The organism is Pseudomonas sp. BLCC-B112 (assembly GCF_028550695.1).
GTDB lineage: Bacteria > Pseudomonadota > Gammaproteobacteria > Pseudomonadales > Pseudomonadaceae > Aquipseudomonas > Aquipseudomonas danubii.
On the sequence record NZ_JAQQGK010000011.1, the window covers coordinates 44,216 to 57,760 of the forward strand.

The window sequence follows — 13,545 nt, forward strand, 5'->3', positions numbered from 1 at the left end:
GCGCCCTGCTGGCGAGCGGCAAGGTCAATGCCCACCGTTGTCCTTGCTGTGATCGAGGGTTTCGATCAGTGCCACCTGCATCCGCGTGTGCACGCGGATGAACCAGCGCCACAACACCGCGGCCACCACCGCCGCCACCACGGCAATCAGTACCAGCAACTCCAGGGTCGGCAGGATGCTCGACGACAGCGCCGCCAACAGCAGAAAGATCACCAGTAGCGACAGGATCGGAATCACCTCGGCGATCACCCGGCGCACTCGCTGGGTATGACGCCCGGCCATTTCCGCCTTGACCCCCATCTCCGCCAGCAGCATCGACAGCGCCTTGAGCTTGCGGTAGGCGGCAATCAGGAATGGCAGGGATAGCAGCAACGCTGCGCCCCAGATCAGCGCCTTCTGCCAGCTAGGATCACTGACCCATTCCTCCAGATAAGTGCCGATGCGCTTGGCGAAATAGCCGCCGGAAAAGAAGATCGCCACCACCAGCGCCAGATTCACCCCCACTTGCAGCAGGATCTTGCGGATCATCGACGCCAGCAATGCGCCTTCCCCCTGAGGCTGGATACTGCGCAACCACTCCCCATACATGCCCAGCACCCGGCTCAGGCGTTGAGGCAGGACTCCAGCCAGCTTGTGCGACAAAGGATCGGCCGCGCGAATCAGATAAGGCGTGAGCAAGGTGGTGATCGCCGACACGGCAACCGCGACCGGATAGAGAAAATCGCTGGTGACCTGCAGGGTCATGCCCAGGGCGGCGATGATGAACGAAAATTCGCCAATCTGTGACAGGCCCATCCCGACTCGCAACGAGGTCCGTCCATCGTTACCAGCGATAAAGGCGCCCATGCCGCAGGACAGCATCTTGCCCAGCACCACTGCCACACTGATCACGGCGATGGGCCAGGCGTATTGCAGAAGGATCTGCGGGTCGATCATCAGACCGATGGCGACAAAGAAGATGGCACTGAACAGGTCACGAACCGGCTCGATCAGCCGTTCGATCTTCAGCAACTGACGGGACTCGGCCATGATCGCGCCGATCAGGAAGGCGCCCAGGACCATGCTGTACTCCAGCTTGACCACCAGCAGGCAGAAGCCGAAACACAGCCCCAGCACCGTGATCAGCAGCATCTCGTTGCTGTCGAACCTGGCCACGTAGGCCAAGAGGCGCGGCACCAGCAGAATGCCGATCACCAGCGCCACGATCATGAACAGCGAAAGCTTGCCGACGGTGGAAAACACATCGCCGGAACTCACGGTGCCACTGACCGCAATACTCGACAGCAAGGCGATGATGCCGATGCCGAGAATGTCTTCGACGATCAACACACCGAAGATCAGCTGGGCGAAGCGCTCGTTCTTCATCTTCAGGTCGTTGAGCGCCTTGACGATGATGGTGGTGGAGGAAATGGCCAGGATCGCCCCGAGGAACAGCGAATCCATGGTGCTCCAATCGAACCAGCGACCGATCTCGTAGCCGATCCAGATCATCAGGACGATTTCCAGGAACGCCGCGATAAACGCCGTGGCGCCCACCTTGAACAGCTTGCGCAGGCTGAATTCCAGCCCCAGGCAGAACATCAGGAAAATCACCCCAAGCTCGGCCAGGGTCTTGATGGTCTGTTCGTCGTGGATCAGGCCGAACGGCGGAGTGTGGGGACCGATGATGAAGCCAGCGACGATGTAGCCCAGCACCACCGGTTGCTTGAATCGATGAAAGAGAATGGTCACTACACCTGCGACCAGCATGATCACGGCCAGGTCCTGAATGAAGCTGATGGCATGCATGGACGGGGTTCTCCTTGAACGCTGGGCGGCGCAGATCGCCTAAAAAGAAAAATCTGATCAGTACAAAGAAATATCCAAAAAATTAGAGGAAAAAGCCCTGAAACGGGTGTTTCGCAGGTTAACACCGGGACTTCTGGCAGAAAGGCGATGCAATATTAGGAAACAGATCCACCGGAGCGTGACGGCACGACGCGGCCCGGCGTCCCGTTATCGATGGTTTGAAAATCCTTGAAACCAGCACCCGCAGAGGTGCTCCAGCAACCCCTGCCTTGAACCGTGAGTGTGCTATGGAACCCGGAAACGCCCAGCTGTCGATGACGGTATTGATGACCCCTGACATGGCCAATTTCTCTGGCAATGTCCACGGCGGCACCCTGCTCAAGTACCTCGACGAAGTCGCCTATGCCTGCGCCAGCCGTTATGCCGGCCGCTACGTAGTGACCTTGTCGGTGGACCAGGTGATCTTCCGCGAGCCGGTGCATGTCGGCGAACTGGTGACCTTCCTGGCCTCGGTCAACTACACCGGCAACACCTCCATGGAGGTGGGCATCAAGGTGGTGACCGAGAACATCCGCGAGCGCTCGGTGCGCCACACCAACAGCTGCTTCTTCACCATGGTGGCGGTAGACGACCAGCGCAAACCGGCCCAGGTGCCACCGCTGCAGCCCGAGACCGCCGACGGCAAACGCCGCTATATCCAGGCCCAGCAGCGTCGGCAGATCCGCCAGGAGCTGGAAAAGCGCTACCAGGAAATCAAGGCCGACGGCCCTTGATCCTCAGACAGATACGCTGATTCAGCAGGACCACGGACGGTCCCCTCGCCACGCCCCTGCAAAGCCTTGCCCACTCGCCCCCTCTCCTTCCGCTGCTCCAGGCAGTCTTCTGCGGTCATCCCGAATGGCCACATCCATCCCTTTTTGACCACTTAGAGAGTTATGCCCCAGGGGCACCGCTGCCAGAATCGTTGGGCAAGGCACAAGCGCACTCCCCGTTTGGGGAGCCTTCGAACCCACGAACGCGTGAGAACAATAACAATGCCCAGCGCCAATACTCTCTCCGACAATCCCACCCTCGCCCCCAGCGATTTCACCCACAGTGCCCAGGGCACCTCCCTGCGCCGCATCCTCGGGCTGCCGGCCCTGGTGTTCTTCGGCCTGGTGTACATGGTCCCGCTGACCGTCTTCACCACCTACGGCGTGGTCACCCAGATCACCGGCGGGCGTACCGCCGCCGCGTACGTGATCACCCTGCTGGCCATGATCTTCACCGCCCTGTCCTACAGCGTCATGGTCAGGAAGTACCCGATTGCCGGCTCGGCCTATTCCTACGCCAGCCTCAGTTTCGGACCGGGCATCGGCTTTCTTGCCGGCTGGTCGCTGCTGCTGGATTACCTGTTTCTACCGATGATCAACTACCTGGTGATCGGCCTGTTTCTCAACCTGGCCTTTCCCGCCGTGCCGGCCTGGGTCTTCGTGGTGGCGACCATCAGCCTGGTGACGCTGCTGAACATTCGCGGCATCGGTTCGGTATCGAGCATGAGCAACCTGATCGTCTGCGCGCAGATGGTGTTCGTGGTGGTGTTCGTGGCCCTGGTGATTCGCCAGTTGGCCGGGGCCGAGAGCCTGGACCTGAGCGCGCCCTGGATCGGCGACGGCAGCCAGAGCGGACTGTTGCCCTTGATGGCCGGAGCGGCGGTGCTGTGCCTGTCGTTCCTCGGCTTTGACGCGGTATCGACCCTGGCCGAGGAAACCCGCGACCCGCGCCGGGACATCCCCCGGGCCATTGTCATCACCACCTTGGGCGCAGGCCTGCTGTTCATCCTGTTGGCCATGACCAGCCAGCTGGCCTTCCCCGGCAGCAGCTTCAAGGACGCCGATTCGGCAGCCAGCGAGGTGATGCTGCACGCCGGCGGACGTTTCCTGGAGATGTTCTTCACTGCCACCTATGTCGCTGGCGCCGCCGGTTCGGCCCTGGCGTCACAGGCCTCGGTGTCGCGCATCCTGTTCAGCATGGGCCGCGACGGCATCCTGCCACGGCGAGTGTTCGGCACCCTCTCCGAGCGCTACAAGACCCCGGTGATCGCCATTGTCCTGGTGTCGCTGGTGTCCTTGCTGGCAGTGATCATCGACCTCACCACCCTGGCGTCGATGATCAGCTTCGGCGCACTGGTGGCGTTCTCGGTGGTCAACCTGGCGGTGATCAAGAGTCACCTGGGGCAGGGACAGCCGCGCACGGGCGCGCGACTGCTGCAGTACGGCCTGCTGCCGTTGATCGGCTTCGGCCTGATCGTCTGGCTGTGGACCAGCCTCTCGGCCCTGACCCTGGGGATTGGCCTGGCCTGGTTTGCCTTGGGCCTGGCGTACCTGGGCGTCCACACCCGGGGCTTCCGTCAGCCGGCGCCGACGGTGCAATTCTCCGAACAGGCCTGACTCAGCGCCCGCCGGTCGCCATCAGAAGCCGATCGGCGTGGCCTCGAACCGTACTCGCGGATGGGCAATGCGATCCTGGGCCCGCACCAGCTCCAGCTCGTAGCTGGCGCAGGCCTGGGTTTCCAGCAGCACTTCATGCACCGCCGCGGCGGTGAATTCGAACGCCGCCACCAGGCTGTCACCCAACAGCACCCGGGCCAGGAACAGACCCGACGTCAGGTCGCCCACCCCCACCGGCTGGCGCGGAAACGCCAGCAGCGGGCGCCGCAGGTGCCAGCTGCCCTCGGCGGTCACCAGCAGCATCTCGAAGCCTTCCGCCAACTTGCCGGGGTAGTCCAGGTGCTTGACCAGCACCGCCTTGGGGCCCTTCTCCAGCAGCGAGCGGGCCATGCCCAGGCAATCGAACAACGATTGCGGCTTGCGTCCGCAGAAGCTGTCCAGCTCCAGCTGGTTGGGGCACAGGAAATCCGCCATGGCCACCGCCTCATCCAGCAGGAAGTCGCTGACCTCCGCCGGCACGCTGCAGCCCTTCTCCGGATGGCCCATCACCGGGTCGCACAGGTACAAGGCCTTGGGGTTGGTCGCCTTGATCCGCGCCACGCCACTGAGAATCGCCCGGCCCTGGGCCGCGCTGCCCAGGTAACCGGAGAGAATCGCATCGCAGTTGCCCAACTCGCCGATGGCGGCGATACCTTCCACCAGCTCGGGAATCTGCTGGGGCGCCAACACTTCTCCGGCCCAGTGACCATACTGAGTGTGGTTGGAGAACTGTACGGTATTCAGGGGCCAGACATTCACCCCGACCCGCTGCATGGGAAACACCGCAGCACTGTTACCGGCGTGGCCGAAAACCACATGGGACTGGATCGCAAGCAGGTGGGGCGTACGTTTCATGCAGGATTTTCCATAAAACCGGTGGAATTCAAGCCGCGCAGTATGCGACTAAACGCAGCCTGTACGACAGACCGGAGACGCAGTTAAGCTGACGCCACTTCGTTGGAGCAAACCTTCATGCTGACCCTTGGAAACATTTTTGTGCTGATGCTGCTGGCGACCGGCGCCGCCTGGCTATGGCACAACCACGGCCTGCGGGAGCGGGCGCTGGCGCGGGTCAAGCAGCACTGTGCACGGCTCGACATCGAGCTGCTGGACGGCAACGTCGCACTCAAGCGCATCGGTTTGGTCAAGGACGCCAACGGTCGTCGGCGCCTGGCGCGAATCTACAACTTCGAATTCACCGTGACTGGCGAAACCCGCCACGCCGGAACCATCACTCAGTTCGGAGCCCACAGCGCGCACATCGAGCTGGCACCCTATCCATTCGAAGTGAAAGAGCCGTTGCCCAGCGCCGAGGTGATCGAGCTGAGTCAGTGGCGCGAAGAACATCGCAAGTTCAAGCCGTGAGATGCGCAGGCAAGCCTGCGCCTACAGGCGGCAAGCGCTGAGGCTGGCTTGCAGGCCGGCCATGTCCTGAGGGGCACTGAAAATCAACTCCAGGCGCGAATCCCGTCGCCATTCGCTGGGCAGCCAGTTCAGCGGTGAATTATCCAAGCCATTGCCCGAGCGCCAGCCCTCATCGCTGTGGATCACCAGTTTGGCCCGACGCCAGTCGAGGTTCTGCAGCCAGTGATCGACCCGGGTCAGGTCGAACTGCTGGCTCGGGTGCCAGCGCCAGCCGATGCTCCAGCCCTCCTCTTGAGACTGACTGAGGCAGATCGGCAACGCCGGATCGCTCCACACCGCCGGTAACTGTGCCAGGCCCTGGGGAACATCCAGGTGCTCCAGCGCCGCCCCGGCGCTGGCCTCCAGGCCCGGTAGCTCGGCCAGGGGCAAGGCGGCGTGGCGCGTCCAGAACAAGGGCAGGTCCGGCAACTGCTCCAGCACCCGCAGCCGATCGCTGTCGCTGAGCAGTTCGTCCTTGTTCAACACCAACAGGCCGGCGCTGGACAGGGCGTCCTGCTGGGCCTGGGGCAGCGGCTTGCCGGCCGCCAGGGCCTGGGCGTCGAGCACCAGCACACAGGGCTGCAACGCCAGCACCCCTTGCCAGGGCGCGACGCTCAGTTGCTTGAGCAATTGCGCCGGGTGACCGAGGCCGGAAGGCTCGATGAACAGACGATCCGGCTTGGCCTTGCGCAGCAGACGCCCCAAGCCCACCTGAAACGGTGCGCCGTTGACGCAGCACAGACAGCCGCCGGCCACTTCGCCGAGGGCGATGCCATCGTCATCCCGAGTCAGCAAGGCCGCGTCCAGGCCGATCTGGCCGAACTCATTGATCAGCACCGCCCAGCGCTCATGGGCCGGGCGCTGGCTCAGCAGATGACGGATCAGGCTGGTCTTGCCGGCCCCCAGGGGGCCGGCGATCACATGGGTAGGAATGTTCTGCAGCATGGGAAGGGGGTCCGGAAAGCCTGTGAGGTGATGCTACGCCCTTCCCGTGCAGGGCGAAAATCCGCGCGCTCAAGAACGACGCCGCAGCAGACGCCGTTCTTGAGCGCACTGAAGGTCCTGCGGACCTTGGCGCAGCCTCACAGGCTAGGCAGCGGCTACACGCCTGGCTCAACCCAGCCAATCAAGGGTAAGGATCAGCCGGCGCTCCCCCGGCGCCGGTTGCGGCGAGCGGTGGATCAGGCCGAAACCTTCGTTGCCGTGCCACTTCTCGCCCTTGAACAGCGCCACCTCACCGCTGCCGATCTGCTGGATCAGCGCCGGGTCTCGGGGTTCAGCGCTGGCCTGTCCCAGTTGCCGACGGTCCATCGCCCCTTCGCGCAACCACTGGCTGCCAATCCCGGCATAGGTGGTGATCAGGCGCACGGGCACATGGTCGACGTGAAAGCGCGGGCACATGGCCTTGTCCAGCACCCGCAAGCGCAAGCCCACGCGCTTGGCGCCCAACAGGCAGGCAAAGGCGCTGACCAGCCAGGAAACGTCGGCGATAAAGCCGTCATAACCGTGCAAGTCGCTGAAGCGCGAGGCCAGGCCCCGCAGGTTCGGTGGGCAATCCTCATCCGGCAGTTCCAGGGACAGGGACTCGGCCAAGGGCTCGTTGAGGGACAACAGCAACTGGCCGAAGTCCTCGATGTGCGCCGGCAACTGGCGCTGCCAGAGGCCGAGGTTGACCTCGTCGTCCAGCACCTCGGCCAGGACCGCCGGGGTCGGGCCAATGGCCGCGCGCCGGGAAACCAGCGGCACCGCACAAGGCAGCAGCAAGCTCCTGGCCGCCAATGGAATGCTCAGTGGAGTCACCGGAGAACTCAGGGTCAGCATCAGGCCGCCTCCTCTTCATGCCAAGAACCGAAAGGGTCGGTCATCAGGCTCCAGCCCTCGACACCCAGGGCCATTTCATCGTCATCCAGCAGGCACAGGTCGAGCTCGGCACAGAGCCGGGTGAAGTCGATGTTCTGGCCGATGAACACCAGCTCCTGGCGACAGTCGCCCGTGGCCGGGGTCCAGTTGTGCAGGATCGCCGCCGTGCTTTCCTCGTCCTGGGGCCATTGCTGCTTGGGCACGAAGCGCCACCAGCGCCCGGCAAAACCGTGGCGCATCAAGCCACCGGCCTGGGACCAGCTGCCCGCCTCCTGGTACTTGCTGGCCAGCCAGAAGAAGCCTTTGGAGCGCAGCAGCTTGCCGTTGACCCAAGGCCGGTTGATGAAGTTGAAGAAGCGCTGCGGATGAAAGGGACGCCGCGCCCGATAGGCGGTTGAAGCGATTCCGTACTCCTGGGTTTCCGGCACGTGCTCGCCGCGCAACTCCTGCAGCCAGCCCGGCGCCTGGGCCGCGCGTTCAAAGTCGAAGCGCCCGGTATTGAGGATCTTGGCCAAGGGCACCTGGCCCATGACCATGGGAATGATCTCTGCCTGGGCGTTGAGCCGCGCCAGGATCGCCATCAGCTCCTGGCGCTCGGCGCTGCTGATCAGGTCGATCTTGCTGACCAGGATCACGTCGGCAAACTCCACCTGCTCGATCAGCAGGTCGGTGATCGAACGCTCGTCTTCCTCGCCCAGGGTTTCACCGCGACTGGCGAGGCTTTCCGCCGCCTGGTAATCCAGCAGGAAGTTCATGCCGTCGACCACAGTCACCATGGTGTCGAGGCGGGCGATGTCCGCCAGGCTCTGCCCGGCCTCATCGCGAAAGGTGAAGGTTTCCGCCACCGGCAGCGGCTCGGAGATCCCGGTGGATTCGATCAGCAGGTAGTCGAAGCGCCCGTCGCGGGCCAGCTTGCCCACTTCCTCCAGCAGGTCTTCGCGCAGGGTGCAGCAGATGCAGCCGTTGCTCATCTCCACCAGCTTCTCTTCGGCGCGGTTGAGGCTGACATCGCGCTGCACCTCGCTGCCGTCGATGTTGATTTCGCTCATGTCGTTGACGATCACCGCTACCCGCAGGTTGTCGCGGTTGCGCAGGACGTGATTGAGCAGGGTGCTTTTGCCCGCGCCAAGAAAGCCGGACAGCACGGTAACGGGAAGACGCTCGGTCATGGGGGGTTCCTCATCAGGTTCGCGGCTGGGTCAAAGCGCCCGTTGGTGGCGTTCGCGCAGCTCTTGGCGTTCTTTGGCTTCGATACACAAGGTGGCGGTGGGCCGCAGCAGCAGGCGCTGCAGGCCGATGGGCTCGCCGGTGTCGCGGCACCAGCCGTACTCGCCGCGGGCCAGGCGCTCCAGGGCCTCGTCGATCTTGTCCAGGAGCTTCTTTTCCCGCTCCAGCAGGCGCAGTTGCCATTGCCGCTGCTCTTCGGCGCTGCCGATGTCGGCGGGGTCGCTGTGGGGTTCCTGCTCGCGCAGTTGGTCGAACTCAGCGGCAATGCGCTCCTGCAATTCGCTGCGCTGGGCCAGCAGCAGATCGCGGAAGAAGCCCTGCTGGGCGTCGTTCATGTAATGCGCCGAGGGTTCGGCGAGGAGCTCTTGTTCAGTCATGGCGGGGGTCACGGGTCAGGCTTTATTTTATGTTATATTATAACAATGCAGATTAGCCAATACTCCCTTGCCGACCACGACGAAGGGCGCAATGCTGCGCCCCTGTCGCCACGAGAACTGCCATGCGCCTTGTCCTGCCCACCCTGCTTTCAAGCCTGATGCTGCTGGCCGGCCACGCCACAGCCGCCGTGCCCAGTACCTTGGCCACCTGCACCCGCAGCGCCACCCTGCTGGCCTGCGTCGATCCCTTGGGCAACGCCTACAGCGTCGCCACGGCGGGCAGCACCACTTACTTGCGCGGGTTCGAGGTGATCGGCAAACGCTACTGGTCGCAGACCAACAGTCGCTACGGGCAACTGACCTTCTTCACCGGCCTGGCCTCCGATGGTGAAGCCTGGGTGGGCTACAGCCAGCGCGTGGGTTGGACCACCCGCAATCGCTTTTCCAGTTCTGGCGGCAGCAGCGCCAAGTTCACCTGCAGCCGCATTAGCGGTTGCTAGCCGCCCCCACATCGCGCCAGATGCAGGCGCTGGTGGCTGTAGGAGCTGGCTTGCCAGCGAACGCAACCGTCAGGGCGACGCACAATCCAAGGGGCTCTTAGCCGCCCTCGCCGCCTTCGCCGGCAAGCCGGCTCCTACACGGTGCGGTTGTTCTTTGTTTCCTGGAGCCAGGCCAGATAGCTGTTGGCCGGCGGGTTCTTTTCGAAGTAGCGCTGCAAACCCTGGAACAGGCCGTCGGCAATCGCCTGCTGATGTCGCGTGGTGACCAGTTGCTGGCTGTCGCGGCGGTTGGAGATGAAGCCGGTTTCCACCAGGATCGATGGCACGTCTGGCGACTTGAGCACCGCGAACCCGGCCTGTTCCACGCGCTTCTGATGCAGGGTGGTGATCCCCGACAGGCTGTCCAGCACCGTGCCCCCTAGCTGCAGGCTGGCGGCAATGGTGGCATTCATCGACATGTCGAGAATCACCCCCGCCAGCATCGGGTCCTTGTCCTTGAGATTGAGCAGGCTGCTGGCCCCCAGCAGGTCGGCATCGTTTTCCCGCTGGGCCATGAAGCGCGCAGTGGCCGAAGTCGCCCCGCCTTCGGACAAGGCATACACCGAGGCACCGGAAGCGCTAAGGCGCGGCGCCGCATCGGCGTGCACCGAGATGAACATGTCGGCCTTGTGCTTGCGGGCGATCTCTACCCGCTTGCGCAGCGGCACGAAGAAGTCGTCGTTGCGCACCAGCTTCACGGCAAAGCCCTTCTCGCGCTTGAGCCGCTTGGCCAGCAACTGGGCAATGGACAGCACCACATCCTTCTCTCGCTCACCCTTGGCCCCCACGGCGCCGGGGTCCTTGCCACCGTGGCCGGGGTCCACCACCACGATGATGTCGCGCTTGGGATGAGGCTTGCCCGGCGACGCCTCGGGTTTGGCCAGGGGCGCAGCGGCCGCGGCGATCTGCAACGGCGCCTTGCCGGGCGCAGACAGGTCCAGCACCAGTCGATGGCCCTGCCCATCCTGGGGCGGCAGGAGAAAACTGTTGAGCTGCACCGGCTCATTCAGGTCGAGGACGATTCGCGTATCGCCCTGGCCAAAATGCCCGGAGCGGATCGCGCGGATCACCGTACGGGCCAGGGGCAACTGACTGAAATCGCCACTCAGGCGAGCGCCGTTCAAATCGATGATCAAGCGCTCCGGTGCGCTCAGAGTGAAGGTCTTGTACTGCACCGGGCCACTCAGATCGAGCACCAGCCGCAGCTTGTCGGCGTCTTTCCACAGCCGCGCATTACGGATCTGCGCGGCAGAAACAGCCCAGGGCAACATCAGGGCCGTACCGGCCAACAGCAGGTTGAGCAATTGACGTCTGTGCATGACAAATACCGCAGATGAGGGAGTGTCCGTACTCACAAGAACAGGCCAAAGAACCGCCGAGGAAAAATGTTTCATCGGATGTATTGTTATAATATAACATGCAGAAATATTCCTAACGACGGACCTGTTCATGAACGCGCTGACTCTGCCGGATATCGCCGCGCAGGCCTCACGCCAAGCCTTGCCCCTGGAATGGGTGGGCATGTGCGGCATTGCCTTACCTGTACTGATGGACAGCCAACGGATCGCTGCCAAAGCGGACGCCGGAGTCAGCCTCGACGACGGCGAGGCGCGAGGCATTCATATGTCGCGGCTGTACCTGGCCCTGGAAATGCTCGAACAGGACAACCTCACGCCTGCTCTGCTGCGCCAAGTGCTACAGCGCTTTCTCGACAGTCACGAAGGCCTGGCCAACAGCGCCTACCTGCGCCTGCACTTCGATCTGCTGCTCAAACGCCCGGCATTGGTCAGTCCTTTGGCCGGTTGGAAGAGCTATCCGTTGAGCATCGAAGCACGGCTGAAAAACGCGATGTTCCACGTGGAACTAAAAATTGTCGTGCCTTATTCCTCCACTTGCCCTTGCTCGGCCGCCCTGTCCCGTCAGTTGATCCAACAGCAATTCGTCGACGATTTCGCCAACCGGCCACTGCAGCACGCCGAGATCCTGGCCTGGCTGGGCTCGACCCAAGGCATAGTTGCCACGCCCCATAGCCAACGCAGCAACGCCGAACTGCACCTGCGCCTGGACGACTTCCTCGACGAACTGCCGTTGATTGCCCTGATCAACGACGCGGAAAACGCCCTGGGCACTGCCGTGCAGACGGCGGTCAAACGCGCCGATGAACAGGCCTTCGCCCTGGCCAACGGACAAAACCTGATGTTCTGCGAAGACGCCGCCCGCCGGCTGAATCTGGCCCTGCGCCGCTCCCCCGGGGTCAACGCCTTCCAACTGCGGGTCGTGCATGCGGAAAGCCTGCACGCCCACGACGCCGTGGCGCAAAGCCGCTGGAACTGGGAGGCCTGATGATCCGCTGTCGAGGTTTGCGCTGGGGCGCGCCGGGCCAACCCCTGACTCCAGCCCTGGACCTGCACCTGCCCAGCGGCAGCCTGAGCGCCATCATCGGCGCCAACGGTTCGGGCAAGAGCAGCCTGCTGAAAGTCCTGGCTGGGCTGCAAAAGCCCTTGGCCGGCAAGGTCGATCTGGCGGCTCCCAAACGGGGCGGCTTTTCGTTTCTGCCGCAACAGCAACACCTCGATCGCCAGTTCCCCATCAGCCTTGAAGCGCTGGTGGCCGGTGGCTTCTGGGGCAAGCGCGAACCCGCCAGGGCCCGGGCAGAAAAACTGCAGGCGGTGCTCGAAGACTGGCATTTGAGTGGCTTGGAAAGTCGCCCGTTGATGGCCCTTTCCGGCGGTGAATTACAGCGTGCGCTGCTGGCCCGACTGAGCCTGACCGAAGCGCCTCTGCTGCTCCTGGACGAACCCCACGCCGCCCTCGACGAAGCGGGCCAGACCCTGCTCTGGCAACACCTGCACAGCTGGCACGCCCAGGGCCGGACGCTGGTGGTGGTTTGCCATGACCTGGCCGCCGTGCGCCAGCACATCCCCCAGACCTTGTGGGTCAAAAGCAGCGGCTGTGTCTTGGGCCAAAGCCAAGAACTGATCGCCCCGCCCTTCCAGACACAGGTGGCGTGATGCAGTTCGCCGCACAGTTCTGGCAACCCTTCAGCGAATTCGTGTTCATGCGCCGGGCCTTGCTCGGCGGCCTGGTCCTGGCCTGTAGCACCGCCCCCCTGGGCGTCTTCCTGATCCTGCGGCGCATGAGCTTGATCGGCGATGCGGTGGCCCACGGCATCCTCCCCGGCGCCGCCCTGGGTTTCTGGTTCGCCGGTCTCAGCTTGCCGGCTCTGACCTTCGGCGGCCTGGGCGCCGGCTTGGGCATGGCCGGCCTCGCGGCCTGGATCACCCGCCGCACCGGCCTGCGGGAAGACGCCAGCATCGCGGCTATCTACCCCATCTCCCTGGCCAGCGGCGTATTGATCCTCGGGTTGGCGGGCAAACGCCTGGATCTGTTGCACCTGCTGTTCGGCTCGGCCCTGGCGGTGGACGGCCCGACCCTCAACGGCATGCTCCTGGTCTCGGCCGTCAGCCTGCTGGCCATGGCCCTGATCTACAAACCCCTGCTGCTGGACACCCTCGACCCACTGTTCCTGCACAGCGTCAGTCGCCTGGGTCCCCTGGCTCACGGCCTGTTCCTGACCCTGGTGGTGCTCAATCTGGTGATCGGTTTCCAGGCCATCGGCGCCCTGATGGTGGTGGGGCTGATGATGCTGCCGGCCGCCGCCTCGCGCTTCTGGAGCCGGCGGCTGCCGCTGTTGATGGGCATCGCCGCGCTGCTGGGTTGTCTCTCGGTGTGGCTCGGCCTGTTGCTGTCATTCCATTACTCGCTGCCCAGCGGACCGGCCATCGTGCTGGTGGCGGGCAGCCTGTACCTGCTGTCCGTGGTGTTCGGTCCGGTACACGGCCTGTTGCACCGCCCGCCGTTGCTCACATCCCCATGAGGTGT

At 63.7% G+C, this 13,545-nt stretch carries 14 protein-coding genes; 7 read left to right on the top strand and 7 right to left on the bottom strand.

Going from position 1 to position 13,545, the window contains the following annotated elements:
* Positions 1 to 24: 24 nt before the first annotated feature.
* A complete protein-coding gene (locus PQT43_RS25705) occupies positions 25 to 1,788 on the bottom strand; it encodes a cation:proton antiporter (protein WP_102862373.1) in 1,764 nt (587 codons plus the stop codon).
* Positions 1,789 to 2,075: 287 nt separating this feature from the next.
* On the opposite strand from PQT43_RS25705, the gene PQT43_RS25710 reads away from it, so the two are divergent.
* Together PQT43_RS25710 and PQT43_RS25715 are read left to right on the top strand one after the other, a co-directional pair.
* The gene (locus PQT43_RS25710) at positions 2,076 to 2,561 is read left to right on the top strand and encodes an acyl-CoA thioesterase (RefSeq protein WP_102862374.1); all 486 of its coding nucleotides are present in this window, start codon (positions 2,076 to 2,078) and stop codon (positions 2,559 to 2,561) included.
* Positions 2,562 to 2,822: 261 nt separating this feature from the next.
* Positions 2,823 to 4,217: an APC family permease gene (locus tag PQT43_RS25715; RefSeq protein WP_110594175.1), complete on the top strand. Its 1,395-nt coding sequence runs from the start codon at positions 2,823 to 2,825 to the stop codon at positions 4,215 to 4,217.
* A gap of 21 nt (positions 4,218 to 4,238) precedes the next feature.
* On the opposite strand, the gene pdxY is transcribed toward PQT43_RS25715, so the two are convergent.
* The gene (gene pdxY / locus PQT43_RS25720; protein WP_102862376.1) at positions 4,239 to 5,111 is read right to left on the bottom strand and encodes a pyridoxal kinase PdxY; all 873 of its coding nucleotides are present in this window, start codon (positions 5,109 to 5,111) and stop codon (positions 4,239 to 4,241) included.
* Between the two features lie 117 nt (positions 5,112 to 5,228).
* Between pdxY and PQT43_RS25725 the strand changes: the two genes are divergently transcribed.
* Positions 5,229 to 5,621 carry a DUF3301 domain-containing protein gene (locus PQT43_RS25725; protein WP_102862377.1) on the top strand — a complete coding sequence of 131 codons (393 nt, stop codon included), beginning with the start codon at positions 5,229 to 5,231 and terminating at the stop codon, positions 5,619 to 5,621.
* A 21-nt stretch (positions 5,622 to 5,642) separates the two neighbouring features.
* Here PQT43_RS25725 and PQT43_RS25730 read toward each other — a convergent pair whose 3' ends face one another.
* From PQT43_RS25730 to dksA, 4 genes are all read right to left on the bottom strand, one after another.
* Complete coding sequence (locus PQT43_RS25730) at positions 5,643 to 6,605, bottom strand: CobW family GTP-binding protein (RefSeq protein ID WP_110652478.1); 963 nt, start codon at positions 6,603 to 6,605, stop codon at positions 5,643 to 5,645.
* Positions 6,606 to 6,773: 168 nt separating this feature from the next.
* The gene (locus PQT43_RS25735) at positions 6,774 to 7,481 is read right to left on the bottom strand and encodes a DUF1826 domain-containing protein (RefSeq protein ID WP_102881364.1); all 708 of its coding nucleotides are present in this window, start codon (positions 7,479 to 7,481) and stop codon (positions 6,774 to 6,776) included.
* On the bottom strand, positions 7,481 to 8,689 hold the full coding sequence (zigA, locus tag PQT43_RS25740; protein WP_272754982.1) for a zinc metallochaperone GTPase ZigA: 1,209 nt from the start codon (positions 8,687 to 8,689) through the stop codon (positions 7,481 to 7,483). The genes PQT43_RS25735 and zigA overlap by 1 nt, the downstream gene beginning before the upstream one ends.
* A 30-nt stretch (positions 8,690 to 8,719) precedes the next feature.
* Positions 8,720 to 9,124: an RNA polymerase-binding protein DksA gene (gene dksA / locus PQT43_RS25745; RefSeq protein ID WP_102862381.1), complete on the bottom strand. Its 405-nt coding sequence runs from the start codon at positions 9,122 to 9,124 to the stop codon at positions 8,720 to 8,722.
* Between the two features lie 122 nt (positions 9,125 to 9,246).
* On the opposite strand from dksA, the gene PQT43_RS25750 reads away from it, so the two are divergent.
* Positions 9,247 to 9,624: a glutamine synthetase gene (locus PQT43_RS25750; RefSeq protein WP_272754983.1), complete on the top strand. Its 378-nt coding sequence runs from the start codon at positions 9,247 to 9,249 to the stop codon at positions 9,622 to 9,624.
* 134 nt (positions 9,625 to 9,758) lie between these two features.
* Here PQT43_RS25750 and PQT43_RS25755 read toward each other — a convergent pair whose 3' ends face one another.
* A complete protein-coding gene (locus PQT43_RS25755; RefSeq protein WP_253084129.1) occupies positions 9,759 to 10,982 on the bottom strand; it encodes an N-acetylmuramoyl-L-alanine amidase in 1,224 nt (407 codons plus the stop codon).
* Between the two features lie 130 nt (positions 10,983 to 11,112).
* On the opposite strand from PQT43_RS25755, the gene folE2 reads away from it, so the two are divergent.
* Genes folE2 through PQT43_RS25770 form a run of 3 tightly spaced genes read left to right on the top strand, consistent with a single transcriptional unit; the run spans position 11,113 to position 13,540 of the window.
* The gene (gene folE2 / locus PQT43_RS25760) at positions 11,113 to 12,006 is read left to right on the top strand and encodes a GTP cyclohydrolase FolE2 (protein ID WP_102862384.1); all 894 of its coding nucleotides are present in this window, start codon (positions 11,113 to 11,115) and stop codon (positions 12,004 to 12,006) included.
* Positions 12,006 to 12,674 carry a metal ABC transporter ATP-binding protein gene (locus PQT43_RS25765; protein WP_102881367.1) on the top strand — a complete coding sequence of 223 codons (669 nt, stop codon included), beginning with the start codon at positions 12,006 to 12,008 and terminating at the stop codon, positions 12,672 to 12,674. Before folE2 ends, PQT43_RS25765 begins: the two co-directional genes overlap by 1 nt.
* Entirely contained in the window at positions 12,674 to 13,540 is an 867-nt protein-coding gene (locus tag PQT43_RS25770; protein WP_102862386.1) for a metal ABC transporter permease, read from the top strand. The genes PQT43_RS25765 and PQT43_RS25770 overlap by 1 nt, the downstream gene beginning before the upstream one ends.
* Positions 13,541 to 13,545: the final 5 nt, after the last annotated feature.

Bases quoted from the DNA above. Each gene is read 5' to 3' on its own strand.
- PQT43_RS25705 (WP_102862373.1), bottom strand. From the start codon at position 1,788: ATGCATGCCATCAGCTTCATTCAGGACCTGGCCGTGATCATGCTGGTC.
- PQT43_RS25710 (WP_102862374.1), top strand. From the start codon at position 2,076: ATGGAACCCGGAAACGCCCAGCTGTCGATGACGGTATTGATGACCCCT.
- PQT43_RS25715 (WP_110594175.1), top strand. From the start codon at position 2,823: ATGCCCAGCGCCAATACTCTCTCCGACAATCCCACCCTCGCCCCCAGC.
- pdxY (WP_102862376.1), bottom strand. From the start codon at position 5,111: ATGAAACGTACGCCCCACCTGCTTGCGATCCAGTCCCATGTGGTTTTC.
- PQT43_RS25725 (WP_102862377.1), top strand. From the start codon at position 5,229: ATGCTGACCCTTGGAAACATTTTTGTGCTGATGCTGCTGGCGACCGGC.
- PQT43_RS25730 (WP_110652478.1), bottom strand. From the start codon at position 6,605: ATGCTGCAGAACATTCCTACCCATGTGATCGCCGGCCCCCTGGGGGCC.
- PQT43_RS25735 (WP_102881364.1), bottom strand. From the start codon at position 7,481: ATGCTGACCCTGAGTTCTCCGGTGACTCCACTGAGCATTCCATTGGCG.
- zigA (WP_272754982.1), bottom strand. From the start codon at position 8,689: ATGACCGAGCGTCTTCCCGTTACCGTGCTGTCCGGCTTTCTTGGCGCG.
- dksA (WP_102862381.1), bottom strand. From the start codon at position 9,124: ATGACTGAACAAGAGCTCCTCGCCGAACCCTCGGCGCATTACATGAAC.
- PQT43_RS25750 (WP_272754983.1), top strand. From the start codon at position 9,247: ATGCGCCTTGTCCTGCCCACCCTGCTTTCAAGCCTGATGCTGCTGGCC.
- PQT43_RS25755 (WP_253084129.1), bottom strand. From the start codon at position 10,982: ATGCACAGACGTCAATTGCTCAACCTGCTGTTGGCCGGTACGGCCCTG.
- folE2 (WP_102862384.1), top strand. From the start codon at position 11,113: ATGAACGCGCTGACTCTGCCGGATATCGCCGCGCAGGCCTCACGCCAA.
- PQT43_RS25765 (WP_102881367.1), top strand. From the start codon at position 12,006: ATGATCCGCTGTCGAGGTTTGCGCTGGGGCGCGCCGGGCCAACCCCTG.
- PQT43_RS25770 (WP_102862386.1), top strand. From the start codon at position 12,674: ATGCAGTTCGCCGCACAGTTCTGGCAACCCTTCAGCGAATTCGTGTTC.